The organism is Sneathiella sp. (assembly GCF_047631475.1).
Classification (GTDB): Bacteria; Pseudomonadota; Alphaproteobacteria; order Sneathiellales; family Sneathiellaceae; genus Sneathiella.
Genome location: NZ_JBLHZT010000001.1, coordinates 72090 through 97451, shown reverse-complemented (window position 1 = coordinate 97451; position 25362 = coordinate 72090). Strand labels below are relative to the sequence as shown.

The 25362-nt window shown below is 49.0% G+C and carries 25 protein-coding genes and 2 tRNA genes; 13 read left to right on the top strand and 14 right to left on the bottom strand.

Annotated features, from left to right (window positions below):
• The first annotated feature begins 23 nt into the window (after positions 1–23).
• From ACJAYR_RS00495 to ACJAYR_RS00470, 6 genes are all read left to right on the top strand, one after another.
• The gene (locus tag ACJAYR_RS00495; protein ID WP_415234774.1) at positions 24–836 is read left to right on the top strand and encodes a CoA transferase subunit A; all 813 of its coding nucleotides are present in this window, start codon (positions 24–26) and stop codon (positions 834–836) included.
• The gene (locus ACJAYR_RS00490) at positions 833–1570 is read left to right on the top strand and encodes a CoA-transferase (protein WP_415234773.1); all 738 of its coding nucleotides are present in this window, start codon (positions 833–835) and stop codon (positions 1568–1570) included. Before ACJAYR_RS00495 ends, ACJAYR_RS00490 begins: the two co-directional genes overlap by 4 nt.
• Before the next feature lie 49 nt (positions 1571–1619).
• A complete protein-coding gene (locus ACJAYR_RS00485) occupies positions 1620–2816 on the top strand; it encodes a CaiB/BaiF CoA transferase family protein (protein WP_415234772.1) in 1197 nt (398 codons plus the stop codon).
• 96 nt (positions 2817–2912) lie between these two features.
• Entirely contained in the window at positions 2913–5243 is a 2331-nt protein-coding gene (locus tag ACJAYR_RS00480; protein WP_415234771.1) for a xanthine dehydrogenase family protein molybdopterin-binding subunit, read from the top strand.
• 156 nt (positions 5244–5399) lie between these two features.
• Positions 5400–5846, top strand: coding sequence for a nuclear transport factor 2 family protein (locus ACJAYR_RS00475; protein ID WP_415234770.1), 447 nt, complete (start codon positions 5400–5402; stop codon positions 5844–5846).
• A 205-nt stretch (positions 5847–6051) separates the two neighbouring features.
• On the top strand, positions 6052–6810 hold the full coding sequence (locus ACJAYR_RS00470; RefSeq protein ID WP_415234769.1) for an SDR family NAD(P)-dependent oxidoreductase: 759 nt from the start codon (positions 6052–6054) through the stop codon (positions 6808–6810).
• Between the two features lie 91 nt (positions 6811–6901).
• On the opposite strand, the gene ACJAYR_RS00465 is transcribed toward ACJAYR_RS00470, so the two are convergent.
• Positions 6902–6978, bottom strand: a tRNA-Arg gene (locus ACJAYR_RS00465).
• A 239-nt stretch (positions 6979–7217) separates the two neighbouring features.
• Positions 7218–7691: a helix-turn-helix domain-containing protein gene (locus ACJAYR_RS00460; protein ID WP_415234768.1), complete on the bottom strand. Its 474-nt coding sequence runs from the start codon at positions 7689–7691 to the stop codon at positions 7218–7220.
• Between the two features lie 228 nt (positions 7692–7919).
• Between ACJAYR_RS00460 and ACJAYR_RS00455 the strand changes: the two genes are divergently transcribed.
• Positions 7920–8360, top strand: coding sequence for a hypothetical protein (locus ACJAYR_RS00455; protein ID WP_415234767.1), 441 nt, complete (start codon positions 7920–7922; stop codon positions 8358–8360).
• Positions 8361–8700: 340 nt separating this feature from the next.
• Here ACJAYR_RS00455 and ACJAYR_RS00450 read toward each other — a convergent pair.
• Positions 8701–8777 (bottom strand) — tRNA-Arg (locus tag ACJAYR_RS00450).
• 271 nt (positions 8778–9048) lie between these two features.
• Between ACJAYR_RS00450 and ACJAYR_RS00445 the strand changes: the two genes are divergently transcribed.
• A complete protein-coding gene (locus ACJAYR_RS00445) occupies positions 9049–10230 on the top strand; it encodes a hypothetical protein (protein WP_169543282.1) in 1182 nt (393 codons plus the stop codon).
• A gap of 311 nt (positions 10231–10541) precedes the next feature.
• Here the strand turns inward: ACJAYR_RS00445 and ACJAYR_RS00440 are convergent, their stop codons facing one another.
• From ACJAYR_RS00440 to ACJAYR_RS00430, 3 genes are all read right to left on the bottom strand, one after another.
• A complete protein-coding gene (locus ACJAYR_RS00440) occupies positions 10542–12068 on the bottom strand; it encodes a TRAP transporter large permease (protein WP_415234852.1) in 1527 nt (508 codons plus the stop codon).
• A gap of 20 nt (positions 12069–12088) precedes the next feature.
• Positions 12089–12592: a TRAP transporter small permease subunit gene (locus ACJAYR_RS00435; RefSeq protein WP_415234766.1), complete on the bottom strand. Its 504-nt coding sequence runs from the start codon at positions 12590–12592 to the stop codon at positions 12089–12091.
• A gap of 66 nt (positions 12593–12658) precedes the next feature.
• On the bottom strand, positions 12659–13744 hold the full coding sequence (locus ACJAYR_RS00430) for a TRAP transporter substrate-binding protein (protein WP_415234851.1): 1086 nt from the start codon (positions 13742–13744) through the stop codon (positions 12659–12661).
• 178 nt (positions 13745–13922) lie between these two features.
• On the opposite strand from ACJAYR_RS00430, the gene ACJAYR_RS00425 reads away from it, so the two are divergent.
• Entirely contained in the window at positions 13923–14615 is a 693-nt protein-coding gene (locus tag ACJAYR_RS00425; RefSeq protein WP_415234765.1) for a GntR family transcriptional regulator, read from the top strand.
• 145 nt (positions 14616–14760) lie between these two features.
• On the top strand, positions 14761–15492 hold the full coding sequence (locus ACJAYR_RS00420) for a glutathione peroxidase (RefSeq protein ID WP_415234764.1): 732 nt from the start codon (positions 14761–14763) through the stop codon (positions 15490–15492).
• A 99-nt stretch (positions 15493–15591) separates the two neighbouring features.
• On the opposite strand, the gene ACJAYR_RS00415 is transcribed toward ACJAYR_RS00420, so the two are convergent.
• The 8 genes from ACJAYR_RS00415 to ACJAYR_RS00380 all read right to left on the bottom strand — a co-directional run bounded on the left by ACJAYR_RS00415 (position 15592) and on the right by ACJAYR_RS00380 (position 24133).
• A complete protein-coding gene (locus ACJAYR_RS00415) occupies positions 15592–17070 on the bottom strand; it encodes an ABC transporter substrate-binding protein (protein WP_415234763.1) in 1479 nt (492 codons plus the stop codon).
• 15 nt (positions 17071–17085) lie between these two features.
• Positions 17086–18090, bottom strand: coding sequence for a P1 family peptidase (locus ACJAYR_RS00410; protein WP_415234762.1), 1005 nt, complete (start codon positions 18088–18090; stop codon positions 17086–17088).
• Positions 18091–18323: 233 nt separating this feature from the next.
• Positions 18324–19052: an SAM hydrolase/SAM-dependent halogenase family protein gene (locus ACJAYR_RS00405; protein WP_415234761.1), complete on the bottom strand. Its 729-nt coding sequence runs from the start codon at positions 19050–19052 to the stop codon at positions 18324–18326.
• A gap of 6 nt (positions 19053–19058) precedes the next feature.
• Positions 19059–19832: a methyltransferase domain-containing protein gene (locus ACJAYR_RS00400; RefSeq protein WP_415234760.1), complete on the bottom strand. Its 774-nt coding sequence runs from the start codon at positions 19830–19832 to the stop codon at positions 19059–19061.
• Between the two features lie 119 nt (positions 19833–19951).
• Positions 19952–20350 (bottom strand): hypothetical protein, encoded by a 399-nt coding sequence (locus tag ACJAYR_RS00395; protein ID WP_169543290.1) that lies wholly within the window; start codon positions 20348–20350, stop codon positions 19952–19954.
• A gap of 70 nt (positions 20351–20420) precedes the next feature.
• Positions 20421–21866, bottom strand: a complete 1446-nt coding sequence (locus tag ACJAYR_RS00390; protein WP_415234759.1) for a sensor histidine kinase — start codon at positions 21864–21866, stop codon at positions 20421–20423.
• A 39-nt stretch (positions 21867–21905) separates the two neighbouring features.
• Positions 21906–23336 (bottom strand): dihydrolipoyl dehydrogenase family protein, encoded by a 1431-nt coding sequence (locus tag ACJAYR_RS00385; protein WP_415234758.1) that lies wholly within the window; start codon positions 23334–23336, stop codon positions 21906–21908.
• 23 nt (positions 23337–23359) lie between these two features.
• The gene (locus tag ACJAYR_RS00380) at positions 23360–24133 is read right to left on the bottom strand and encodes a TVP38/TMEM64 family protein (protein WP_415234757.1); all 774 of its coding nucleotides are present in this window, start codon (positions 24131–24133) and stop codon (positions 23360–23362) included.
• Positions 24134–24563: 430 nt separating this feature from the next.
• Here ACJAYR_RS00380 and rpmH point away from each other — a divergent pair, with 430 nt between their 5' ends.
• The 3 genes from rpmH to yidD are packed head-to-tail and all read left to right on the top strand — an operon-like array spanning position 24564 to position 25348.
• The gene (gene rpmH / locus ACJAYR_RS00375) at positions 24564–24698 is read left to right on the top strand and encodes a 50S ribosomal protein L34 (protein WP_169543294.1); all 135 of its coding nucleotides are present in this window, start codon (positions 24564–24566) and stop codon (positions 24696–24698) included.
• A 25-nt stretch (positions 24699–24723) separates the two neighbouring features.
• Positions 24724–25074, top strand: coding sequence for a ribonuclease P protein component (rnpA, locus tag ACJAYR_RS00370; protein WP_415234756.1), 351 nt, complete (start codon positions 24724–24726; stop codon positions 25072–25074).
• Complete coding sequence (gene yidD, locus ACJAYR_RS00365) at positions 25067–25348, top strand: membrane protein insertion efficiency factor YidD (RefSeq protein ID WP_415234755.1); 282 nt, start codon at positions 25067–25069, stop codon at positions 25346–25348. The genes rnpA and yidD overlap by 8 nt, the downstream gene beginning before the upstream one ends.
• Positions 25349–25362: the final 14 nt, after the last annotated feature.

The following is a 25362-nucleotide window of genomic DNA, read 5'->3' as shown; positions in this document are numbered from 1 at the left end:
AAAATAATAAAAAAGAGACAAGAATGACACTTTCAATCGAACAACTGGTCGACAAAATACCGAACGGTGCCAAGATCGCTGTCCCCGCCGATTACGCGGGCATTGCCATGGAAGCCACTCGTGCACTCATTCGCCGTAACGCCCGCGACCTTCATATTGTTGGCGTCCCCACAAGCGGTTTGCAAAGTGAATTGCTGATTGGCGCAGGTTGTGTTTCAGTTTTTGAAAGCTCGGCTCTTACATTGGGGGAATATAATCCACCGCCGCGCTTCAGCAAAGCGGTTAAGGACGGAAGCATCAGGCTGGTGGATGCGACCTGCCCTGCCATCCATGCCGCCTTGCAAGCCTCTCAGAAGGGGGCTCCCTTTATGCCTTTGCGCGGCATCATCGGCAGTGACATTCTTCAGCACCACCCCGACTGGAAAGTGATCAACAATCCGTTCAACCAAGACGAAGACCCGGTCGTTATCATTCCGGCAATTCAGCCTGATATCGCCTTGTTTCATGCACCAATGGCCGACACAGACGGGAATGTGTGGGTCGGCCGGCGTCGCGAACTGGTAAATATGGCGCAGGCTTCCAAAACGGCGCTTGTTACTGTTGAAAAAATTGTAGAGACCAATTTATTAGAAGACGAAAAAATGGCCGCAGGCACACTGCCTGCCCTCTATGTGGGTGGAATTTCCGTCTGCAAAAACGGCAGTTGGCCATTGGGCTTCTGGCAAGGTGCAGGAGAAGATAGCGCCCATCTTTCTGATTACCGGGAAAAAGCAAAAACAGACGAAGGTTTTGAAGGTTACCTGCAAGAGTTCGTTTTTAAGGGAGGGGATAAATGAGCCTGTCTGATGACCGCAAAGCGTTGATCTGCTTCATTGCGGGCTTGCTAAAAGACTGCAATCACGTCGCCGTTGGCGCCTCTTCTCCTATTCCGGGCGCAGCCGCTCTTCTGGCGCGACAGTTTTGGGGACAGCCGGTTCATGTCAATATTCTAGGCTCCGTGAAAAACAACTTTTTCACAAACGGTGCTCAGGAACTTTTTGATTGCGCCGCTCAGGGCCGTATTGACGCTTTTTTTCTGGGCGGCGGACAAATAGACGGCCAAGCCAATATTAACCTGATGGGACGCGGCGAGTACCCTCTGCAAACCCCCCGATGGCCGGGTACATTTGGTTCTGCCTATTTGTATTTCCTGATCCCCAAAGTGATACTTTTTCGGGAAGAACATACGCGCCGGGTTCTCGTGGACAAAGTGGATTTTGTCAGTGCTCCGGGGAGCTCTGACGATACTATTTACCGAAAAGGCGGCCCTTATGGCCTGCTGACCAACAAGGCATTTTTTCGGTTTAATAAAGAGAAAAGAAAGTTTCATCTTCAAAGCATCCACCCGACTAGCTCTCTTGAAGATATTCTGGATAATACAGGCTTCTCTTTTGATTACGACGCGACAATTCCAACAACACCCGCTCCAGATGCCACCCTGCTTTCAGCGCTGGACACAGATGTCGCCAAAGTCGTGAAAGAAGTTTATCCCCAATTTGCCTCACGCCTTTTTGGTGATAACGTAGCGTAAACATCCGCTTAACCGGATACCAACAGTCGTTAAAGGAATATAATAAAAAATGTCCAAAAGTGCTCTTAGCGGACTAAAAGTCATCGATTTATCACGTGTTCTGGGGGGGCCTTTTTGCACCCAAATCCTCGCTGACCATGGCGCAGAAGTTATTAAAGTCGAACCCCCTCAGGGCGACGAAACACGCACTTGGGGCCCTCCTTTCAACGAAAACGGCTTATCTGCCTACTTCTCTGGCGCCAATCGAAATAAACGCTCCATCGCTTTGGACATCCGGGATGACAAGGGTAAGGAAATCTTGCTCAAACTTCTGGAAGACGCCGATATTCTTGTTGAAAATTTTAAAACAGGGTCGTTGGAAAAATGGGGTCTGGGATACGAGGATGTTCTAAGCGAAAAATTCCCGCGCCTTATTCACTGCCGGGTTACCGGATTTGGGGCCGACGGGCCGTTTGGTGGCTTCCCCGGATATGATGCCGTCATTCAGGCATGGGCTGGGCTGATCAGTATTAACGGCTCTCCTGAATCCGGGCAGGTCCGTGTTGGTATTCCCCTCGTTGATCTTGGAACAGGCATGAACGCCGTTATCGGAATTTTGATGGCGGTTAATGAACGCCACACCTCCGGTAAAGGCCAATCTGTGGAAGCCTCTCTATATGATACTGGTATTCAGCTTCAGCATCCGCATGCCCCCAACACCCTGATGAGCGGTAACGCCCCGAAACTGACAGGAAATTCTCACCCCAATATTGCCCCATATGATTTGTATCAAACCGCCAGCGCGCCTGTTTTTCTGGGCATTGGCAATAACGGGCAATTCAGAAAATTATGTGAAGCCTTGGGCCGACCTGAAATACCGTCAGACGCCCGGTTCGTCGACAATAGCGCACGGCTCGCCCATCGGGATGACCTGAACTCCATTTTGGGAGAGTTATTGAAAGATAGGGACGGCGTCGAACTTGCCACTGAGCTGTTAAAAGCAGGCGTTCCCGCGGGGGCCGCGATGTCCGTGCCTGAGGCACTGGCTCATCCGCACACAAAGCATCGGGAAATGGTTGTTGAAAAAGACGGCTACTCAGGCACAGGGATCGCCATCAAAATGAGCAGGACACCGGGCGCAGTTCGCTCCGTTCCGCCCGGATTTGGTGTGAATGGCCGGGACATCCTCCGTGAAATCGGCTATGATGAGAGTGAGATTTCGTCACTATCAGAAACAGGTATTTTGTGGGAAAATCCAAAAACCTAAGGGTCTGATATCGACGCTTTTTGTGGGCGCGCAAAAATATTCACTATAAAAAGGGCGGTGACTATCCGCCTTTCAAGCAATGAATGGATACATAGAATGGTCAAATTTGGCGTTAATCAGTCAGTGAACAGGGTTGAAGACGACCGGTTAATTACTGGAAGTGGTCAATATACAGACGACATTACTTTGGACGGTCAGCTTTACGCCTACATGCTGCGCTCACCGGTTGCCCACGCGAAGATCCTCTCGATTGATCTGGAAGAAGCAAAAGACGCCCCGGGAGTGGTGGATATTATCACTGGCGAGGAATTGGCCGCGGATAACGCCAACGAATTACCCTGCATGATCCCTCTGAAAAACCGTGACGGAAGTGATCGGGCTGACCCCGGTCATCCTGTACTGGCAACCGATGAAGTTCGGTATGTTGGAGATAATATTGCACTGGTTATTGCGCAAAGCCTTTCGCAGGCTAAAGACGCTGCCGAGCTTATTTTTGTTGATTTTGACGAACTGGGCGCCGTCACTGACACGGCAAAAGCCGCAAATTCCGGGCAACCTTTAGTGCATCAGAATGTTCCAGAGAATAAAGCATTTGACTGGGAACATGGCAGCGCGGATGAATTGGGGAGCATTTTCGACCAAGCCGCCCATGTAACATCCGTTGACCTGATCAACAATCGGGTTGTTGTCAATTCCATGGAACCACGCGGACTGATCGCTGACTGGGACCCGGCAGAAGAAAAGATGACCATCCGGATGGGTACGCAAGGTGGCTGGGTTTTAAAAGGATTACTCGCAAAAGCTATTTTGCATGTCCCGGAGGAGCAGGTTCGAGTTATCACACCGGATGTGGGTGGTGCTTTTGGCATGAAGCTATTCTTTTATTCAGAATTGGCTTCTGTGGTCTGGGCCTCCCGCAAAATTGGTAAACCAATTAAGTGGATCGGCGAACGCAGTGATGCTTTCCTGTCAGACACACAAGGGCGCGACCACGTCACCAAAGCCGAGCTGGCGTTTGATGACAATCATAAAATCCTGGGCATGCGCGTTCATACCTATGCAAATCTCGGTGCGTATCTGTCAAGTTTCGGGCCAATGATCCCGACGATGGCGGCACTGAAGGTTCTGCCCGGCGTCTATGACATTCCGGCCCTTCACTATCACTGCACAGGCGTCTTTACGAACACGGTGCCTGTCGATGCCTACCGCGGCGCCGGACGACCAGAAGCCATTTACGTGATCGAACGATTAATGGACACAGCGGCAAACGAGCTTGGGATTGGCCCGGAGGAGCTGCGCCGTAAGAACTTTATTCCTGTTGAAGCCATTCCATACACAACCGCGACCGGTTGTATCTATGATAGTGGCGAATTCGAACGGGTGATGGACAAAGCGCTTGAAAATGCCGCATGGAATGACTTTGCCAGTCGGCGGGCCGCCTCCGAGAGTGCTGGTAAAATGCGGGGGATGGGCATGTGCTTCTATATCGAAGCAACGGCCGGCAACCCAACAGAAACCGCGACCATTCGGTTTGAAGAAAACGACATCGTAACCCTTGCCGTAGGGACGCAATCCTCTGGGCAAGGGCACTCAACCGCTTATGCACAAGTATTGGCCGATCGGATCGGGGTGCCTTTTGAAAATATTCGCATCATCCAAGGGGATACCGACAAGATCAAGTCAGGAGGGGGCACCGGTGGTTCTCGTTCTCTCACAACGCAAGGGCCGGCTATTCATAAAGCCAGTGACGAAGTGATTGATAAAGGCATGCAGCTGGCAGGACATTTTCTGGAAGCTGCGGCCGAGGATATTGAATTTTCCGCGGCAGAAGGTGAATTCTCGATCGCCGGGACAGACCGGAAAATTGGTATTCTGGAGGTTGCCCATCGCGCCCGGGGATTGGGCCAGCTGCCGGAAGGTCTGGCCGAAGGCCTTGATAGCGAAGCCAGCTTCACGGTTGAAGCTTTCACGTATCCAAACGGTTGCCACATTGCAGAAGTCGAAATCGACCCGCAGACTGGAACGACTGAGGTTGTTCGTTATGTTATTGTGGATGATTTCGGCACCATCGTTAATCCCGCTCTGGTGCGCCATCAGGTCATCGGCGGCATTGGTCAGGGGATTGGTCAGGCTTTGACGGAAAATACCGTCTATGACGACGACGGCCAACTTCTGACTGGGTCCTTCATGGATTATGGCATGCCTCGCGCTGATGATGTGCCTCTGGATATGCTGTATGAAACCATTGAAATTCCCTGCACAATGAACCCGATGGGTGTGAAAGGATGCGGTGAAGCAGGATGCATCGCCGCGCCTCCGGCAATCATCAATGCAACTGTTGATGCGCTTAAAGAAAAAGGCATTCAACATATCGACATGCCTGCCACACCGCTTAAAGTCTGGAACCTATTACAACAGGCAAGCTAACAGGTTGATTTAAAATTATAATCTGGAAGAACCCGAAAATTTTTTGAATTTTCGGGTTTTTTTGCTTTGTTTATTGTTCCAGCGCCATATGGTTAATATTAGAGTATTGTAAAATAAAAACGCTCAGTTGATGTTCGACCAATAGTGGAGCGAGCAATGGAAAACGATCAAAGCAAAGAACTTATTGAAGGAATACTCGGCAATATAATTGAAGGCGAAATCGAGCACATGCTCCCTTTTCTGGCCGAAGATGTGGAAGTCCATATATGTCTGGGCAATCAACTTTATACAGATAGTTTTACCGCAACATTTATGGGTCATAAAGGCGCCATGAATTTCGTTACGCTTCATCATCATTTTCTTGATCTCTTGAAGGTCATTCCCACTGATTTTCATCAGGAACTGAACAAAGTGATTGTGCGAGGGTATCTAGAATGCCGTTTGACGATATCTGGTGAAAAATGGACCTCAAACTGGATGCAAATTTGGACATTTGAAGGCGATCAGATTCGAAAAATCAGAATGTTCTCAGATTTCAAGCAACGGGCGACATCAGAAGCCCCTGAGACAACACGCCGTTTTTCATCCCACATTTCCCACTGAGCAACAAGCCCAGAATTCGTCAGATCCTGAACATCCGCATCAAAACCAAACCTAACCTTCAGGACAAAATGCAGGACGGGCTCCTTTGTCGCGGCCCCATCAGCCCTCTATTTTTTGAACCCCGACTTGGTGGACCGCTTTACTGAAACCGATCTTCCCGCTAAGACATTGGAATGGGAAACTTATATTGCTCGGGGATATATAAATGACGCAAAAAATTGCCATCGTTACAGGTGCGGCTCGCGGTATCGGTCTTGCCACCACACGCCTTTTTCTTCGGGAGAGCTGGCAAGTCGCCATGGTTGACCGGGACGAAGACGCCCTGCTGGAAGCCGCTTCTGAATTAACCGGCGTTCTTCCCATTGTCGCCGATGTCGCTAAGCCCGACGCTGTTCGCAATGCGATCCAACAGGTTTCCGATCATTTCGGGCGACTGGATGCCCTCGTCAACAACGCAGGTGTTGCCGATTTTGGCCCAATCGAAGAAACTGACTTCGCCCGCTGGCGCCGCGTCATGGACACCAATATCGATGGCGTCTTCCTGATGTCTCAAGCCGCAACACCGGCCTTAAAAGAAACGCAAGGGGCAATTGTCAATATCGCGTCCATCTCTGGCCTGAGAGCATCGACTTTGCGCGTCGCCTATGGCACCTCCAAGGCGGCTGTTATCCATCTGACGAAACAACAGGCTGCTGAACTTGGCGAATATGGCATACGGGCCAACTGCGTCTGCCCTGGTCCCGTTAGAACCAAATTGGCAATGGCTGTGCATACCCCTGACATTATTGCAGCTTATCACGATGCCATTCCATTAAACCGCTATGGTACGGAAGAAGAGATCGGGGAAGTCATTGTTTTCCTGTGTTCCGAAAAGGCCAGCTACGTCACCGGTCAAATCGTTGCCTCAGACGGTGGCTTTGAAAGCACAGGTGTTGGCCTTCCCTCATTGCGCGGTCAATCCTGACAGCCGCGAAACACGCACAAACAAGAAGCGCGCGCCACTCGCACGATCCCAAAGGATTGTGTTCCGAACTCGAATTTCATTTTGGAAAAAATGGCGCACCGGGGAAGATTCGAACTCCCGACCCCTAGATTCGTAGTCTAGTGCTCTATCCAGCTGAGCTACCGGTGCACCCTAAGGATACGACCCGAAGACTCTTTTAATATCAATCTTTTAAGGAAATTTAATCTATTGCCTATCAACAACAAAATGACGCCAAATGTGACGCTCGTTGTGACAGGAGTGTGACAACATTAGAGCCGCGCATACACAATACGAAGTCAACGAAGAGCCTCTGAGATCGTGCATTGTACTAGACGGTACTATAGAAGTGGCCACTTGAACCTGTTTCGAAACCTATTAATCCAACCTCAACCTTGGTTATTTAAGGTTTCTTTTTTAATTAATGCTTCATAGAGGGATTCATCATCAAATAACAAATTAGCCGGATGTACTAATAGGTGTGGAGCAAGAGTTTCAGCCCATTCTAAAGTTAATTTCCGTTCCCCAGTCTCCAGCCGTTGTATTTGTGGGTGAGAAGTTCCCGCCATCTTTGCCAATTCAGATTGGGTGAAGCCTCTCTGCTTCCTATACCTCCGAAGAGGGGTAGATGTTGATATGTTATTTTCTTCGTTCAGTGCGATGCGTAAATCTGTTTTACTAAACATCAGATTGGCAGGGTGGGTTTTAAGACACTTAGATAGAGCGATTGCCCATTTTGAGGACAAAGGAATTTTTCCATTCTCGAGTCTTTGTATTGTTGCATGAGTTGTACCTACACACTCGGCAACCCACTCCTGAGTAAGGCCAAGTTCTTTTCTTCTTAACTTTACCATACTGGACATAGAGCTACCTCCCCCGATTTTGTTTACCTAGCACGTCAGAGTTATACGATATTTGCGAGTTAATGTACTACCGTTTGGATGAAACGAACCTTAGGTAATAAAGTGTAGAGCGTTTCTGGTCTGTAGGAGGCTATTTACACACGGTAAAATAATCTCAGTAAGTGCTTTAATTTCCTACTTTTATTCTCTATGGCTGTTTGGGGTCAGTAGTTTCAATAGGGGTAGACTATGAAAAAAATGAGCGCGTTAAGTGAATTTACCAGTGAGTTTTTATCTCTTTGTCCGGAGATCGAGCAATTAGAAAACACGAAAGGTAAAAAGGGGAATATTCACTTATACGTATACGAAACCACAGAGGGGTTACCAATCGGCTTCGAATTTGACAAAAAAACACTTGTAAGTGCATGGGTACGCCAAGATGACATCGATGTGTCGCTCCTTTCGGACATCAAGTATGACGAAAAAATCTGGGATCCTGGCACAATCAGAGAAAGCTCCAAAAGTCCGTGGCGGAGTGAGGGGGACCTATCGATGAAAAGAACAGGTGCAAATAGTAATCTAGAGTCAAACGCTTGGCCTTCTTTTCAGGAGCATGATTTAATCTGTTTCAAAGCTAAGAAACCAAGAGAGGTTATAAGGGTTGTAGGTGAACTGTTAAGATCGGCATGACGGTGATCCAGCCTCCAATCCTTTTTAGTGTTTGACTTAGGCTCGAAAGCTTCCCTCGGTGACTTGCTGATAGATATTCACGACGTAGGCCACAGTCCTCTATCAATCGCTTGCTCGATAGACCTCGCCCAGCGCTCTGCGTCAGACTTTAGATTGAATGTTTTTGAAAATGTTGGGCACTCTTCGCGCCTAACTTGGACCTGCCATTTTACTCCGCGCCTTCGTATAGAAGCCATACGTAATCTCCGTCACTGTGACCATATTGTGACAGACTGATATTTTGGAGTTTTTAGCTGGCTGCTAAGCTGCGCCTAAGTCTTTGTAACGTGAGACTTTAAAATGGCGCACCGGGGAAGATTCGAACTCCCGACCCCTAGATTCGTAGTCTAGTGCTCTATCCAGCTGAGCTACCGGTGCGCAGGCAGTGATTTTTACCTCACGACAGAAGCGCTAAAACGTTCCTGTCTGCTGCGGATCGGGAAACTACTTAAAAGATCAGACTATTGCAAGGGGAGATTTCAAAAAAACAGTAAAATACTGAAAATAATTCCTTTCTTGTCGCCGCGCGCTTCAACGGCTAGTATTTGGCTCTGTTTTACTGTATTTAGAAGACAGATTGTTCGAACAGGGGGATCCGTAAACCCGGATAAAGGGCTTTACATCCAAAAACGATAGAGTGTTTCACAATATGGTATATCGCATTACCCGACCCATTGTGCTGAGTGCAGCTTTACTCGCAGCAGGTTGTTCATTTGTAGATGAATCGCTGATGCCGGCGCTTACAGGAGAGGAGCCTGCTTCGGCTCAGCAACCTGTTGCCATCGCCGCATCCGACGCAGAAAAAAATCCTGACCCGACGGTAAGTGGCGCAAATGGTGCGTTGCCGCCTGCCCTTGGTACAACAAATTTTGTGACCCCGGGTGTCACACCAGCGCCGAATACCGGTACATTTGTTGGTCAGAAAGTCGCCGTTCTTCGGAGTGAACTTGGCGCATTGCAGGAACGTCTAAAACTTAGAAACCAGCAATTGCAGCAGATCCGAACAACAACAACTGGCAATTCACAGACTTACCACGGAACAATCGCCGCGATTAATACGCGCTTGCAAGTGGGCACAACACCGGGCAATCCGGTCTTGATTAATCAGTGGAATCAAGCCCAGCTTCAACTGGAACGAATCGGTGCTGATATTTCATCGATGAATAGTCTGGCAAATGCTGTTGCTAGTGATTCCAGCATGTCTGCGTATCTTCTAGAATCAACCCGCGCCGCATACGGCCTGTCGGGTGCGATTGAAGAAGACCATCGTCAACTGGCCATTTTGGAAGACGAAACCAACAGAACCGTTGTTCTGGTTGACAGACTTTTAAATGAGCTGTCTGAAGATATCAGTCGCCAAACGGCCTATGTTGGCAATGAGCGGTCCAACTTAACCACACTCTCTCATTCCATTAAAAACGGTGAGCTTCTGGGATCTAGCCTGGCAAGCCGGGCGTATCTAAGCCCGGCTCCTGTGGCGTCTTCGTCACCGGTTCTTGGCACAAACACCCAGAATTTTGCTGCTGGAAATCGTCAGCCACTTGTTGTCATTCGTTTTGATCGTGCAGATGTTCCTTATGAACAGGCCCTTTACACAGCGGTCAACAGAACGCTTCAGGGACGGCCTCAGTCTGTCTTTGATGTCGTCGCGATTACACCAATGCAAGGCGGGGCGGCAAATGTTGCGATTAATCAGTCGAAATCAACACGGAACGCTCAGCGGGTTCTGCGTTCGTTGACAGATATGGGCTTACCAGCGTCGCGTGTCAGCCTCTCTGCTTCATCCAGTGGACAAGCGGTGACCAATGAAGTTCATATTTATGTTCGGTAATTGATCCTTTTATATTTTAAAAAAGGCGGTGATGTATTTCACCGCCTTTTTTTGCGCTGTCGCCAGCGTATACACTCTGTCTATTGGCCATTCCAGCGCGTTGAGCGCCAAGCGTTACCCCCTCCTAATTCCATCTCCTCCCACACACGGATCAATAAAGCCGTATGTTGATCTAAATGCCACCTGAAGGCCGTTCACCTGCGCGCTCTTCAAGACCCGTCAGAGTCTCTTTCCGGCCTTATAACGAGGGGAAAGCCATAGGCCAAAAAAAAGCGGCGCTTTCGCACCGCCTTTAAGACCCCAAAAAGGTTTTAATAGACAATCCCGGGAAGCCAGGTCGCCACTTTAGGAACCAGCCAGATCAAAGACACCCCAACGATCTGCAACACAATAAAGGGAACAACGCCCAGATATATATGGCCTGTTGTTATTTCCTTAGGTGCAGCCCCTCGCAGGTAAAACAGCGAGAAACCAAAAGGTGGCGTGAGGAAGGATGTTTGAAGATTAATTGCAATCAATACCGCCAACCACATTGGATCATGCCCCATCAGGATCAGGGCGGGCGCAATTAAGGGCAACAAAATGACTGTAATTTCAACAAAGTCCAGAAAGAAACCGAGTACAAAAATAATTGCCATACAAAAGATAAGCGCACCCGTTGGTCCGCCGGGCATCGATTTCAGGATCTCAGTAATGCGTTCTTCTCCGCCCAAACCAACAAAAACGAGACTGAAAATGCTCGCTGTCAGAATAGTTGCAAAGATCATCGCCGTGACAACCATGGTAGAAGACAAGGTCGGCTTCAAAATACTGTTCGTAAAGGTCTTTTTAAGAGACACAAACAGGGCCATCCCCCCAATAAAGGTCAGCATGGCAAACAAAAACGCCATTGACCATTCAAACAATCCAGCATCCGATCGTTGGATCCGCACAGGGAAGAGACCAGCCAGAACCGCCAGTAATAACAAAGAAGCCCCGCCAGCCATCATTAATGCTGGGGAAGCCTTCATGCGGACCCCGGCCATCAACAGCGCTCCCACAGCACCAACAGAGGCGGCTTCTCCCGGCGTTGCCACCCCGCCCAAAATCGCACCCAGAACGGCAACAATCAGAAGAACAGGCGGCACGACCGCGAGGAATATTTCACGTGCGGTGGGCTTCTCGACACTTTCGCTCATGGCAGGTGCATCGGTTGGGATCAACCAGGCGCGCATCAGCATATAAAGAATATAAATTCCAACAAGCAACAATCCGGGCATAAGAGCCGCGGCAAATATCTGACCGACAGAAATTGTCTCAATGGTGAATTTACCCTGCGCAAACTGGGCTTGCTGATACGCATTGGACATAACGTCCGACAGAATGATCAACAAGGTCGATGGCGGTATGATCTGGCCCAATGTACCAGACGTACACACAACGCCCGACGCCAGTTTTGGATTATATCCGTTCCGAAGCATCGTCGGTAAGGCAATCATTCCCATCGCGACGACGGTCGCACCCACAATCCCGGTGGAGGCCGCCAGTAACGCACCGACCAGAATAACCGAAACGCCAAGTCCGCCGCGAACACGGCCAAAAAGCCGACCCATTGTTTCCAGAAGATCCTCGGCAATTCTGCTTTTCTCGAGAACAACCCCCATAAAGACGAATAACGGAATGGCGATCAGTACATCATTGGTCAAGAGACCAAATATTCGCTGACCCAGCGCGCCCAAAAGGGACAGGTCGAATGATCCCGTCAGCCAACCAAGCAAGGCAAAAATACTGGCGACACCGGCAATGGAAAAAGAAACCGGGTAGCCCAGAAGGATAGCGCCAATCAAGGCGGCAAACATTAATAAATCGAGAGGGAGAGTCACGCAGTTTTCTCCTGAAGGCGAAGAAGATCACGGAACAGGCATGCAATACCTTGGGCCAATATTAAGACACAAAAACCGGGAATAAGTGATTTCAACAGGAAAGACGCCGGAATTCCGCCAACAGAAATCGGTCCTTCCCAAATGGACCACGATATCTGCACCGTCGGCCAGGACCAATATAGAAGTAATATCATGGACGGAAACAGAAAGAACAAATGGCCGAAGACATCAATTCCAGCTTTTCGGCGGGTTTGCATCTTTGCATAAAAAATGTCAACGCGGACATGCCCATTTACCAGCAACGTATAGCCGGCGCCCAGCATGAACAGCGCGCTGTGAAGATAAAGCACACCTTCATTGAGAAAAATAAAGCTGATACCGAACACATATCTGAGCACAACGATGGAGAACTGCAATAGCACCATGACCAGAGCACACCATCTCACCGTATTTCCAACCATGTTGTTAATGCGGTCAAAAAAATTAGCTAAATTTTCCAAAACAAAAAGGTCCACTCAAAGAAAAATGCGGGCTCTTGATTGAGCCCGCATCATAACAGCTAAAATTTAGTATTTATAGTTTAGCGCACGCGCGTTCATCTGACCGTTATCTGCGTATGGCATATATTCAGAGATCAGCTTGCGATAGCTCAGGAAGCTTTCAACAATGCGGCGGGTCAGCTCATCTTCATCTTCACGCAGATCTGCGATCACTTCACCGGCGGCGTTACCCATAGCCAGAATAACATCCTCAGGAAGCATCTTGACGTTGACCCCCTGCTCTTCAACCATCTTTGGCAGGGCCATTGCATGTTTGGTCGCGTATTCCATCCAGACAGGGTTGTAGAGGCTTTCACAGGCATAAGACACTGCCTGTTTCAGATCGTCCTCCAACTCGTTAAAAGCATTTGCGTTCACAGCACATTCTTCTGCTGAAGACGGCTCGCCCACACCTGGATAGTAATAATTTTTTGCGACTTGATAAAAACCAAGGGCGCTATCCGTCCAAGGACCAATAAATTCACCGGCATCCAGCGCACCAGATTGCAACGCCTGGAACATTGCACGTCCGCCCATAGCCTGAACTGCCATGCCCAGCTTCGAGCACATTTCAGAAGCAAGACCGGTTGTCCGGTAGCGTAGTCCCTTCAGATCATCAACCGAATTGATTTCTTTCTTGAACCAGCCAGCCCATTGCGGGCCAGAGTTACCACACAGGAATGGCTTCAGATTAAAACGGCCATACATTTCGTCATACAGAGCCTGTCCACCCCCATGGACCATCCAGCCCACCTGTTCATCAGCACGCAAACCGAAAGGCTGGGATCCGAACATTAAAATACCTTTGGACTTGGATCCCCAATAGGCGGGAACAGCATGATACAGTTCAGCCGTCCCTTGAGAAACCGCATCGAAAACACCGCGGCCCGGAACCAATTCGCCTGCGGCGTATAACTTGACTTCAATCCGACCACCGGAAAGAGCGGTAATTCGATCTGCAAGTTTCTGCGCAGCAACACCCGGTCCAGGCAAATTTTTGGGCCATGCGGTTACCATTTTCCATTGCCGCTTACCCGATGCAATTGCGGGTGTCGCGAATGTCGCGGTAGCTGCACCAACAGCAGCTGTTTTCAAAAAATCCCTGCGTTCCATTTCAATCTCCTTGTTTACCCCGTTGGGGTGGTCAGCGCCTTTATCAAGCATCTTGACGTCCGGTATGCCTCGCCTATGGCTTTTCCCAATCTTTTGACTATACTTGGACATCATTGAATATGAGGACGCTTTATGCTGTTATGTATGCACATAAAAGTCAATAGGAAACCGTGAATCTATGCGCCAGAATCAGTCTCATCAGTCCGTTCAGGCAGCTTTGCTTAAAAGAATTCATTCTGGAGAATGGACACCCGGAACCTATATCCCTGGCGAAGTTGACCTTGCCGCAGAATATGGCTGTTCCAGAACGACTGTGAACCGGGCCCTTCGACAGCTTGCAGAGAACGGTATTGTCGAACGAAAAAGAAAAAGGGGAACTCGGGTAACCCCGATGCCTGTTGCCCGTGCAACTCTTGAAATCCCTGTTATCCGGCAAGAGGTCATGGACCGGGGCGGTCAGTACCAGCATAGTTTGCTTCTCAATAAACTTGGAAAGGCTCCGGCCTCTGTTTATGCCCGCCTGCAACTGCCTGAAAAGAAATTGCTTCATCTTCAGTCCCTGCATCTTTGCGATAGCAAACCGTATATGTTTGAAGATCGCTGGGTGAATACGGCTGCCACGCCGAATATTGAAAAGGCCCCTTTTGACAAAATAAGCCCAAATGAATGGCTTATTCAGGAAATCCCCTATTCAGACGGCGATATCAGTTTTTCCGCCTGCGCTGCGACACCACAAATTGCGGAGCATTTGGAAACGTCGGTAGGGGCCCCGCTTTTTCTGATTGAGCGGACGACCCGCATGAACGAAACGGCAATTACCACGCTTAAAATGTATTACGGGGAAGGCTTCCGGATGAGCAGCACACTCTAAAAATACTTAAAAAACAATCACTTGAGCTAAAAAAATACAAAAAAGAAAAATTATTAGAATTATTCTAAAAACGACTTGCAATAATTCGGGCGGGTCACTATATCTCACCACAGAGTAATTATTGAAAATCTTTTTGGAGAGAAAAATGTTGCAGAATATGGAAGGCCAACCAATCCCGAGCTGTTCATTTCCGGTCCGCGATGGTGACGCCTGGAAACAGGTAACAACAGATGACCTGTTTAAAGGGAAAAAAGTGATCGTGTTCGCTTTACCCGGTGCGTTTACGCCCACATGTTCTTCTACCCACCTGCCACGCTATAATGAACTTGCAAACACGTTCAAGGAATGTGGTGTTGATGACATCCTCTGCCTGTCTGTCAATGACACTTTCGTTATGAATGAGTGGAAAAAAGACCAGTCGGCAGAAAATATTAATTTCATTCCAGACGGTTGCGGCACTTTCTCCGAAGGCATGGGAATGCTTGTCGACAAATCAGAGCTGGGCTTTGGTAAACGTTCATGGCGCTATTCAATGCTGGTCAATGATGGTGTTGTTGAAAAAATGTTTATCGAGCCAGAAGTTGACGGCGACCCGTTTGAAGTTTCTGATGCCGATACAATGCTAAATTACATTAATCCAGAGGCCAAAAAGCCTTCAGCGATTACTGTCTTTGCAAAGCCTGGCTGCAGTCACTGCACGCGTGCCAAAGCAGCCCTTGAAAAAGCGGGTCTGCAATACGAAGAAATTACGCTGGGTTCTGATGCCACCTTCCGCAGCCTTGCGGCTGTATCTGGTGTAACAACAACACCGCAAATTTTCATCGACGGTAACAAAATCGGCGGTGCTGACGAGTTGGAAGCTTACCTCGCAGCTTAATCCACACCGATCCTGCATGAGAGTGCCCGGCGGGTCACTCTCATAAAAGAAAACCCGCCGGGAAACCGGCGGGTTTTCTTGTGTCAGCGACTTGAAAAATCAGTCTTCCCAAGACATCCGGGCAATATCTGTTACAAACAGATGCCAGTTCGGCCAAACACCGTTCAAGCCTTTACGAACAACCTGAACCGCTGCAAGCTGAAACAAGAAACCATTGACCGCGTCTTCGGCAATCATTTTCTGGGCTTCCTGCAGCTTCGCTGTCTTAACAGCAGGTGACAAAGCAACCTGCGCCGCGTTGATCACTTTATCCAATTCAGGATTTTCGTAGTTGAAATAATATCCCTTACGAGAATAGATACTGATATCCATTGGCTCAACATGGCTTACAATCGAAAGGTCATAGTTCTTTTTCTTGTAAACTTCGTCCAGCCATTTTGGCCAGTCAACATTTTCAATGTTAATTTTAAACCCGGCTTTATTCAGCTGGGAAGCCACAATCTGCCCCCCTTTACGGGCGTAATCATCGACCGGAGGCAATTTTAGTGACAATTCCAAACCGTTTGGATACCCGGCTTCCGCCAGCAGCGCTTTAGATTTTTCCGGGTCATATGGATAAGTACCTGTCAAATCTACATAGTCTGGATGATGAGGTGCAAAATGCGAACCGATCGGCGTACCATACCCAAACATTGCGCCATCAATAATTTCCTGACGGTTGATCGCATGGGCAATTGCCTGACGGACTTTCAGTTTTGAAAGCGCTTCACTTTTATTGTTTGTACTCAAAATGGTTTCACCATTTGTCGTACCTTCAATAATTCTGAACTGACCGGTCAGCGTAAACTGTTCCAATGTTTCATTTGGAACAGAGGTGAAATCAAGATCCCCTGTCAGCAGCGTTGCCATTCGGGCAGCATCATCATTGATAAACCGGAAAGTAGCCGTTTTAATCTTCAGATTGGCTTTATCCCGATAGGTGTCTGCCATCGCAAGTTTGACAGAATCGCCTTTAATCCAACGGACAAGTTTATAAGGACCTGTTCCCACGGGCTTCGTGGCATTGCTACCGTCTGATTCAGGATCAACAATAACAGCTGTTGACTCGCCCAGCTGCGCAAGGAAATCGCCCCGAGGCTCTTTCAATGTCAGGATAACAGTCGCCGCATCTGGCGTTTCAATAGACGCGATGTTAGTGAAACGACCTTTACGCTTATTCACGCTGTTTTCAGCAGCGTTTTCTTCGAAGGTATATTTGACATCGGAGGAGTCAAAATCAGAACCATCGTGGAATTTTACACCTTCTTCCAGTTTAAAGGTATAAACCAAACCGTCCGGGCTAACCGTCCAGCTTTTAGCCAGCGCTGGTTGAACATTACCATCGATATCAATCCGGGTAAGCCCTTCAAAGATATTATAAAGTGTAATCCGGGAAATAGCAGCCGCAGCGCCCGTCCGCGGGTCCAGCCCCGGTGGCTCCAACCTCATACCATAACTTACAGATGTTTTTGCTGCTTCAGCAGTCAACGGTGCGATAACCGCGGATGCGACAGCAGCGGCAATTAGCAACTTCTTCATACCAGTCTCCCTACGTTAAAGTTTTTTTTCGAATAGTGACCGATAGCTTGGTAACGACCCTAAACTATCAGCGTGATAAACTGCCCTGGCAACAGCCCGTGCGACGCAATCGGCGGCAATCGCTCCAATCCTTGCGACGGCCAGTGGTTCTGGTTGATCCAGTTTCCTTTTTTCTGTCGACAATGCAAAGATTGTATCCCCATCCAACGGCGTATGTACAGGACGGATCGCGCGGGCATACCCATCCTGTGCCATCATGGCAACGCGTTGAGCCTGAGATTTCGTCAGACTTACGTTGGTTGCCACAACTCCCAATGTTGTATTTTCCCCCAGACGTCCACTTTCTATCGCCTCAAGCGACAGGTTCCCACCAAGAACCGGGGCGCCCGCGCCTCCAAATTCCTCATCCTGCTCAAATTCCCATGCCCAAAAACAATTCGTATCCGGAACGAGCGTACTACCAACAGGGTTTACAGCAATAAGTGCCCCGACCTGTACGCCATCCTCCGAGATTGCCGAGCAACTGCCAAGCCCTCCCTTGATAACTCCGGCCATGGCGCCAAAACCAGCGCCCTGATTGCCAAGACTGAAATCTCGGGATATATTTTGCACCGCTTTGCGCCCCAGATCGCGATAGGGCGGAAATTCTCCCCATGACTTATCGCCGCCGTTCACCAAATCAAACAAGATCGCGGACGGTACAATTGGTACATTAAAGCCTCTGACTTCAAAGCCTTTTCCTTGCGCTGCAAGTTCAGCAACAGCACCAGAGGCCGCTTCCAATCCAAAAACCGAACCGCCGCTTAAAACGATAGAATCAACCCGATCAACAAGACAATCAGGCCTCAAGACCTCGGTTTCACGGGTCCCAGGCCCACCCCCACGAACGTCAACTCCGGCAACTGCTGGCACATCTGGAACAATCGCCGTAACGCCTGACCAAGCCGTATCGTCATGGGCGTTCCCCACAGAAATGCCATCGACGTCTGTAATTAGATTTTTTTCACCCGGTTTGATCATCACTGCTACTGGCTTGTTATTTTGGACCGAGAGTAATGAAAGCGCGCCCCTCGGTCAATGAAGACGCACCGAAACTGTAAACCGGAATATGGTTTGAAAACAAACAAAATAAATCAAACGACCTATTCTGCCCGACCATGCATTGAAAATTAATGGTCATTGAGGGCAGCCGCTAAATATTGATAGGCCGCGGGGCGCCGGCATAGATGAAAACCAACAGAAAAAAGCAGAAATCATCCGATCAGTGGCATCACCTGAGACCCGATGGTCAGTCCAAAATACGCATCAGCACGGCCTTGATTGACGGCTATTTCAATAAGACCATTTGCATTCACATAGGCAAGGGGCTCGCCAACAGCAACATCAGAGAAAACACGCATCAGCGGCAAAGAAACCTCCTTGATCCGGATGCGCCGGATTCCGTTCGCCCCCACCAGCCCGGTCATCGCGTTGCCATAGTGGTCGATATAGATGATCTGTGAAAGCTCGGCAGCACCGTTCTCTGTCCGCAAATCTTCCGTAGCGATGGGTTTCAGGTCCCGCTCAACGCTGTTTGTTTTAATTCTAGCAGCAATCGGAGCGAACAGGTCCCGCCCATGGAAACTGGCGGATAACCTATCCGGCCGCCACACAATTTCCCACGCCTCCGCGTTGGCATCTCTGCGCAACGCTTGTTCCAATAACCCGTTATCGGGACCGACAAACCACCGGTTGTCGCTTTTCACCACAAGCGCACGCCGATCGGTACCGACACCAGGGTCGACAATACTCAGAAATACGCTGCCCTCTGGAAAGTCAGTGGCATAGGCAGCCAGCAGATGCCCCGCCGCCGCAGGCGAGAATACAGGGGCTTCAGCGAAGAGGCTTAACACGTCGCCTTGATACCCTGCTTTTCGAATACTTGCGATCATTTGCGCCTGATAGGGTCCTGTCGCGCCAAAATCCGTAAAGAGAAGGATCATGCCCGGTCAGTCCTCTGGCATTTCCGCGACAATAAACAGACGCGAAAATGGATAGAGCGTGGAACCGTCTTCACTTTGCGGATAGGCCTCGTAGAGAAGCTTGGCATATTCCGCTTCAAAGGCTTTCACCTCATCCTCGTTCAAGGCTTCCAGAAAGGGCCTTAACGCCGTGCCCCGGGTCCATTCCAGAACTGCATTTTTGCCCTTTAAAACCTGAAAATACGTGGTCTCCCAAATATTGAGGAGCTGAACTTTAGAAGACAAAAGATCATAATACCAACTGATATCATGGACCGGCGCCGGTCGGACAAGTTTTCCCAATCTGTCAATCCAGGCATCAGATTGCGCCAGCTCGTAAAGTGTCTGATGAGAGGGCGCCAAAAAATTATTAGGCATTTGTACGGCCAGAACTCCTCCTGGGCGCAACTGGTTCAGTAGTTTTGGAAAAATCGTTTCGTGATCATCGAGCCAATGCAGTGCGGCATTACTGAAAATCAGGTTCCCTTTACTGACAGGGGAAAATTCATTAATTTCCTGAAGCTTCCATTCAAGTGAAGGATGGTCACTGGCCGCTTTTCGAAGCATCACTTCGGAACTATCTATACCAATAACAACCGCTTCTCCCCATCGCTTCGACAGCAAAGAAGTGACATTCCCGGTGCCGCATCCTAAATCATAAATGACCGAAGGCGAAGCAAGGGTAACTTGCGATAACAGATCAAGTGCTGGGCGTAACCGGTGGTCAGTATACAGATGATAATGATCGGGATTCCAATTCATGGACTTGCATGCCTCCAACAATGATCGAGGACGCAAAAGACAATAGAAACCCGATCACTTGATTACCGGGATGCGCCACTCTTTTCTGAGCGATAATATTGTAAGAGGGGCACTTCAAGTCAATCCAGTTCGGCAGTATCCGTTTTTGCCTCCATGAACGGCCAGGCGAAAATGGATTTTTTCGTATCTGGCTCTTTACCAAGATACTCCACCTTAGCGCCTTCAGAGCCTAAAGCGCTGACGGTGCGAACACGTTCAGACGCTTCCGTATTATACGGATTTTTCGTGGCGTAACAATCAATGCCCCCAAGGGTCTTGTAACAGTATACAGGCTCTTGCTTGATTTCTTCTCTTTTTTCTTTGCAGTAAGGGTCTCCGAAAACCATGTTGACAGAAGTGCAGTCCATTTCCGTCATTTGAGAGATTTTTTCATCCACAACCGCGATCGCCGCAGACGTACAGCCCGAAACAGAAAACAGAGTAAAAACCGAAAAAACTACTGCCAGAAACCGAACCATCGCCCGACCTTCATCGTAAAGAAAAACAAATGTATGGGGACAGTATGCAAAATAACTAGTTTCTAAACTCTTAATCAGGCAACCGGATAACAAAAATAGTCCCTTTGTCATCCGTTTTTTCCACAAACAGGTCACCGCCATGGGCCTCAACAAGTTCCCGCGCAATGGAAAGCCCCAAACCAGTTCCTCCATTTTTGACGGACCCAACAAAGGGCTCGAACAAATGTTCCATCGCCATGGACGGAATACCAGGGCCATTATCCATTACCTTTATAATAGATATGCCCTGTTCAGACGTTGCAGCCACACAAATCTTCCCGTTGTCCTTTAACGCCTCCGACGCATTTCTGCATAAATTTAGCAAGGCACGATAGATTTGTTCCCGATCAGCACAGAGAGTGAATTTATCAGATACGCGAATATCCCATTGAAGGTTCTTACCTGCAGGCAGCGCAACCGAATCGCACACTTCCTTAATCAGCGGGGCTAACAGAAACCTGCTTTTTTGCGGCAGCCTTTCTCCAGCTTTTCCGTATTTCAAGGTTTCCGTACATAAATCAATGGCCCTGTCGATACTGGCAACCAAACGCGGAACGACTTTTTGTACTCTTGGGTCATCCAATTGGGCCAGTCCATCACTCACAATATGAGACGTGGACAGGATGTTCCGAAGATCATGGCTGATTTTCGTAACCGCTGTTCCCAGCGCGGCCAGATGCTGTTTCTGTTTCAGGGCGAAACGCAACCGTGTTTGCATAATTTCAAGCTCACGTTCCGCTATTCCTATTTCATCCATCCGGCCTGACGGAGAAATATTAACCTTTGGGTCTTCAGGTTTCCGCCGAAAGGCAATCATGCTGGCACTCAACCGACCCATAGGACGCACCAACAACCAGTGCAGGGACAGGAAAACAAGAACGGCCGTTACAACGGAGATTGCCAAGGATAACCAAAAAATATTCTTGGCATAATCCAGCATCGCGGCCACCAGCGGTGCTTCATCCAGAACAATCTCCAAAGACGATGTCGGTGCATTCTCGATCGGTGACTTGACACGGATTATCCTGTTCTTCTGTACCAGAAGCGCCGCAGCCGCGTCTTCAATAAGCTTTAACGAAGATCGTTCTGAAAGATCAAAACTGGCATCAACAACCGCAGGCATATCCTCGCTCAGCATCAGCATGGCGGAATTGGCGCTTCGAAAAACGACAGATCGTGCGCCAACACGAAACAAAAGCTCCGCTTTCAGTTCCTTTGATACCATATTGTCCGGGGACGCCAGCAACGCAAGGGATGCCAAATGCGCAAATTCGATTTTTTTATCCAGATAGTTCAGCCGAAAAAAGGCGACGGATGGAACAAAAATCAGCACCTCCGCCAGCATGACAAAAAGGATTGTCAAGAACAAGAGCTGGGCGGACAGGCTTCTAAAAACCCGCGATATTTTTTGAAGATACCCCATAGTCTGTAAGCTATACAAAAAAGAGGTCAGAACCAATCCCTTACGTTCTGACATTCTATTCTGCCCTCAATCTGAATACCCTTTAAGCTGAAATTAGCCGAATAAGGACAATAGTTTAACAATCCACCGCGTTTTAGAACTGAATAACTTGGGTGTATAAAAACTCCCGGCCGCGCGCTTGTTGATTTCGCCAAGTGTCGGATAGGGCGCGATATAACTCGCCATACTCGAGACCTTTAGCCCACCCGTAATGGCCAGAGCCCAAGGTTGAATGAGTTCGCCAGCCTGCATCCCCACAATACCCGCGCCCAAAATCTTACCGTTTTTTCCAATGATCGCTTTTACAAAACCTTCCGTCTTGCGTTCCGCCCGAGCCCGGTCATTCTCTGCGTAAGGAAAGGTCAAAACCTGAACTTTATCACCTAATTGTTCGCGGGCCTGTTTTTCCGTCATGCCAACATTTGCAATTTCAGGATCCGTGTAAGTGACCCAAGGCAACCCGTCATAATTTACTTTTGCAGGCAACCGGAAAAGCGCATTTCGAATGACAATGCCCGCATGATATCCAGCGACGTGGGTGAATTGAAAGCCACCGGCAACGTCCCCGATGGCAAAGACTTTCCTGTTTGAACTTCTGAGCCGCTCATCAACCTCGATCCCGGATTTAGAATACTGGACACCCGCCGCCTCCAGGTTTAACTTCTCCAAATTCGGCTTACGTCCCGCGGCGACCAGAAGATGGGAGCCCGTCAGCATTTCTTCCCTTCCCTCCTCTTCGACCGCGACTGTAATCGCGCCGTCCTCGGCCCGATCGACGCTATGAATTTTGACATCCTCTCGAATTTCAATGCCTTCTGCCCGCAAGGCCTTCAGCGCCACAGATGTCAGGTCCGGATCATCTTTTGCAAGGGCTTTAAAGGCTTCCAAAACGGTAACCCGACTGCCTAGGCGCCGGTGCGCCTGCGCCATTTCCATACCAATCGGCCCACCGCCTATGATAATCAGATGCTCTGGTTTCTCGCGGTTCTCAAAAAGCGTTTCATTCGTCATATATCCGCATGTTTCAAGACCGGTTATCGGAGGAGCTGTCGCCCGGGACCCTGTTGCAACGACGAACCGCCGGGCCTTAATCGTAACATCATTAACCATCACTTGATCGGGGCCAGAAAAGGAAGCATACCCTTCGATGACCCGAACGCCCAATTGCTCAAACCGTTCCACAGAATCATGCGGCGCAATGCCGGCGATAATCTCCGAGACATGCGCCATCACTTTTTCATAATCAGCAACCAACGGCTGGCCTGTAACACCAAACTCGTCAGCATGTTGCAGGCCATTTGCCTTTTTTGCCGCGGCCAGTAACGCTTTAGAGGGAACACATCCGTAATTCAGACAATCCCCGCCCATTTTGCCGCCTTCAATGAGAACCGTATCAGCACCCATCTGGCTCGCCCCGGCGGCAACACTCAATCCACCCGACCCGCCGCCAATCACACAAAGATCAGCTTTTATAATTTTTGACATGCGATTTTCTCCGCGTTTTCGTTTCAGGCAGGTGTTTTGCGAAATTTTTTAATCAAAATTGGCAGCAAGGCGACAACGCCTAAAGCAGCAAGAGCCATTAAAATCTCTTTTGTTACAAGCGAGCCGACTTCAAACTCAAGCGTACATCCCGTCTTCCCCGAAGCCTGACAGGCAGAGAACGTCTCCTGCTGTTCGACAATGATGCTATCAAGCCCACTGCCAATGAACGCAAACGCAAACGTACCGGGAATGATCCCAAAAAACGTCCCCACAATATAGGTGCGCAATGTCACGCCCAGGAATGCGGGAGCGATATTGACCAGCCAAAAAGGAAACGCTGGCACAAGACGAAGAAACAACAGGTAATTCATCGCATCCTGCTTAAATCCATTTTCCAGTCTAGCAAGCCAGGGCCCTGCTTTTGCACGAAGGGGGTTCCCCAATGAGGTCGCTGCTATCAGAAATAAAAACGTCGCGCCAAAGGTCGCTGAAAATACGGTTAGCAATCCACCAACCAGCCAGCCGAACAGAAAGCCCCCTGAAATAGTCAGCAGCAATCCACCGGGCAACGAGGCTGTAATTGCAATTGTATACAGAACAAAATACAGAGCCATAGCAGCGAAGTAATGATTGGCGACAAAATCCAGCAAACGGTCTCGATTATCACTGAGGGATTTGAAAGTCAGATACTCATCTAGCCCAAAGATAAAAAAGGATGCAAAGATCAGGATTAGCGCCAAAAGAGGCAGTAATTTTTTTAGTTTTCCAGCCGATGACTTTGGCTGTTCCTCCTTCAATTCACTCTCCATATGCGATTCGTCCCTTTTCGTATCAATGCGCAATTCATTTCAATCCAAAAATGCTTTTCAGCGTAGAAGCGTTTATCGCGAATAGGGCGTGCCTGTTGGACGGGCGCGCGTGATTCTAACACAATAAATTCGCAAACTTCTTTCCAAATCGCCGAATAGGCTGTGAAATTCCTGTATTTCTGCGGGTTAAGGTCTAAAAAAGCGATCCTACATCTGTCTGAACATAACAACGTCTTAGTTTTTAGAAAGCAGCGATCACTAATTTGTGAGGTATTTTGAGCATAGGCCCGGAAACAAATTCCCGCGATTGAACAGATAAAACATCTCATCCATTGACTTCATTGTCGCCACCCCTTATACAGCGGGGCTTAATTTTCTCATCGCACAAATCCGTGCGTATGATTGACGGAGAAGTCACGTGAAACGTACATATCAACCAAGTAAGCTTGTGCGCGCTCGTCGCCACGGTTTTCGCGCACGCCGTGCCACAGTAGGCGGTCGTCGCGTTCTTTCAAATCGTCGCACTAAAGGCCGTAAGAGCCTTTCAGCCTAATAAGATGCCGACTGGCGTCGAACGATTGAAAAAACGTGCGGAGTTCCTCCGTGTCGCTGGCGTTCGTCGCAAATGGGCAACTCCCGGAATGGTCCTGCAAGCCGCGCGCAATGATACGCTCGCGGACGCGGGACCTTTGCGCGTGGGCTTTACCGCGACAAAAAAAGTCGGTAACGCCGTCATTCGCAATCGAATAAAGCGTCGCTTACGTGCCTTGGCAGACCAAATCCTGCCCCTGCATGCAGAACGCGGATGGGATTTTGTTCTTATCGGCAGACAATCCACCCCCGACCGCGCGTTTGATGACCTTGAAAAAGACCTCATGAAAGCACTGGAAAAGGTCGGCGCCCTCAAAAAAAGTGAGAATCATGAATAAAATCCTCACTTTTCTGCTTTCCGGGCTGATAAAGGTTTACCGATACGCGCTATCCCCTTATCTTCCTGCGAATTGTCGTTACCATCCAACCTGCTCTGCATATGCCTTGGACGCACTGCATCTGCATGGACCGGTTAAAGGATCATGGCTTACTCTGAAACGTCTAGGACGGTGCCACCCCTGGGGTGGTCAAGGGTATGACCCGGTTCCTGAAGGGACGAACAAGTGTCATGAGTGCGAAGTAAAATCGTCAGAGCGCGTCAGCATCGAGTAAACTAATTAAGGCCT

Excerpts from the sequence above, each read along its gene's own strand:
- ACJAYR_RS00400 (WP_415234760.1), bottom strand. The coding sequence starts at position 19,832 with ATGAATTGGAATCCCGATCATTATCATCTGTATACTGACCACCGGTTA.
- ACJAYR_RS00420 (WP_415234764.1), top strand. The coding sequence starts at position 14,761 with ATGTTGCAGAATATGGAAGGCCAACCAATCCCGAGCTGTTCATTTCCG.
- ACJAYR_RS00480 (WP_415234771.1), top strand. The coding sequence starts at position 2,913 with ATGGTCAAATTTGGCGTTAATCAGTCAGTGAACAGGGTTGAAGACGAC.
- ACJAYR_RS00405 (WP_415234761.1), bottom strand. The coding sequence starts at position 19,052 with ATGATCCTTCTCTTTACGGATTTTGGCGCGACAGGACCCTATCAGGCG.
- ACJAYR_RS00425 (WP_415234765.1), top strand. The coding sequence starts at position 13,923 with ATGCGCCAGAATCAGTCTCATCAGTCCGTTCAGGCAGCTTTGCTTAAA.
- ACJAYR_RS00430 (WP_415234851.1), bottom strand. The coding sequence starts at position 13,744 with ATGGAACGCAGGGATTTTTTGAAAACAGCTGCTGTTGGTGCAGCTACC.
- ACJAYR_RS00455 (WP_415234767.1), top strand. The coding sequence starts at position 7,920 with ATGAAAAAAATGAGCGCGTTAAGTGAATTTACCAGTGAGTTTTTATCT.
- ACJAYR_RS00445 (WP_169543282.1), top strand. The coding sequence starts at position 9,049 with ATGGTATATCGCATTACCCGACCCATTGTGCTGAGTGCAGCTTTACTC.
- ACJAYR_RS00460 (WP_415234768.1), bottom strand. The coding sequence starts at position 7,691 with ATGTCCAGTATGGTAAAGTTAAGAAGAAAAGAACTTGGCCTTACTCAG.
- ACJAYR_RS00385 (WP_415234758.1), bottom strand. The coding sequence starts at position 23,336 with ATGTCAAAAATTATAAAAGCTGATCTTTGTGTGATTGGCGGCGGGTCG.
- ACJAYR_RS00390 (WP_415234759.1), bottom strand. The coding sequence starts at position 21,866 with ATGTCAGAACGTAAGGGATTGGTTCTGACCTCTTTTTTGTATAGCTTA.
- ACJAYR_RS00410 (WP_415234762.1), bottom strand. The coding sequence starts at position 18,090 with ATGATCAAACCGGGTGAAAAAAATCTAATTACAGACGTCGATGGCATT.
- ACJAYR_RS00440 (WP_415234852.1), bottom strand. The coding sequence starts at position 12,068 with ATGTTTGCCGCCTTGATTGGCGCTATCCTTCTGGGCTACCCGGTTTCT.
- ACJAYR_RS00495 (WP_415234774.1), top strand. The coding sequence starts at position 24 with ATGACACTTTCAATCGAACAACTGGTCGACAAAATACCGAACGGTGCC.
- yidD (WP_415234755.1), top strand. The coding sequence starts at position 25,067 with ATGAATAAAATCCTCACTTTTCTGCTTTCCGGGCTGATAAAGGTTTAC.
- ACJAYR_RS00475 (WP_415234770.1), top strand. The coding sequence starts at position 5,400 with ATGGAAAACGATCAAAGCAAAGAACTTATTGAAGGAATACTCGGCAAT.
- ACJAYR_RS00470 (WP_415234769.1), top strand. The coding sequence starts at position 6,052 with ATGACGCAAAAAATTGCCATCGTTACAGGTGCGGCTCGCGGTATCGGT.
- ACJAYR_RS00415 (WP_415234763.1), bottom strand. The coding sequence starts at position 17,070 with ATGAAGAAGTTGCTAATTGCCGCTGCTGTCGCATCCGCGGTTATCGCA.
- ACJAYR_RS00485 (WP_415234772.1), top strand. The coding sequence starts at position 1,620 with ATGTCCAAAAGTGCTCTTAGCGGACTAAAAGTCATCGATTTATCACGT.
- ACJAYR_RS00395 (WP_169543290.1), bottom strand. The coding sequence starts at position 20,350 with ATGGTTCGGTTTCTGGCAGTAGTTTTTTCGGTTTTTACTCTGTTTTCT.
- ACJAYR_RS00490 (WP_415234773.1), top strand. The coding sequence starts at position 833 with ATGAGCCTGTCTGATGACCGCAAAGCGTTGATCTGCTTCATTGCGGGC.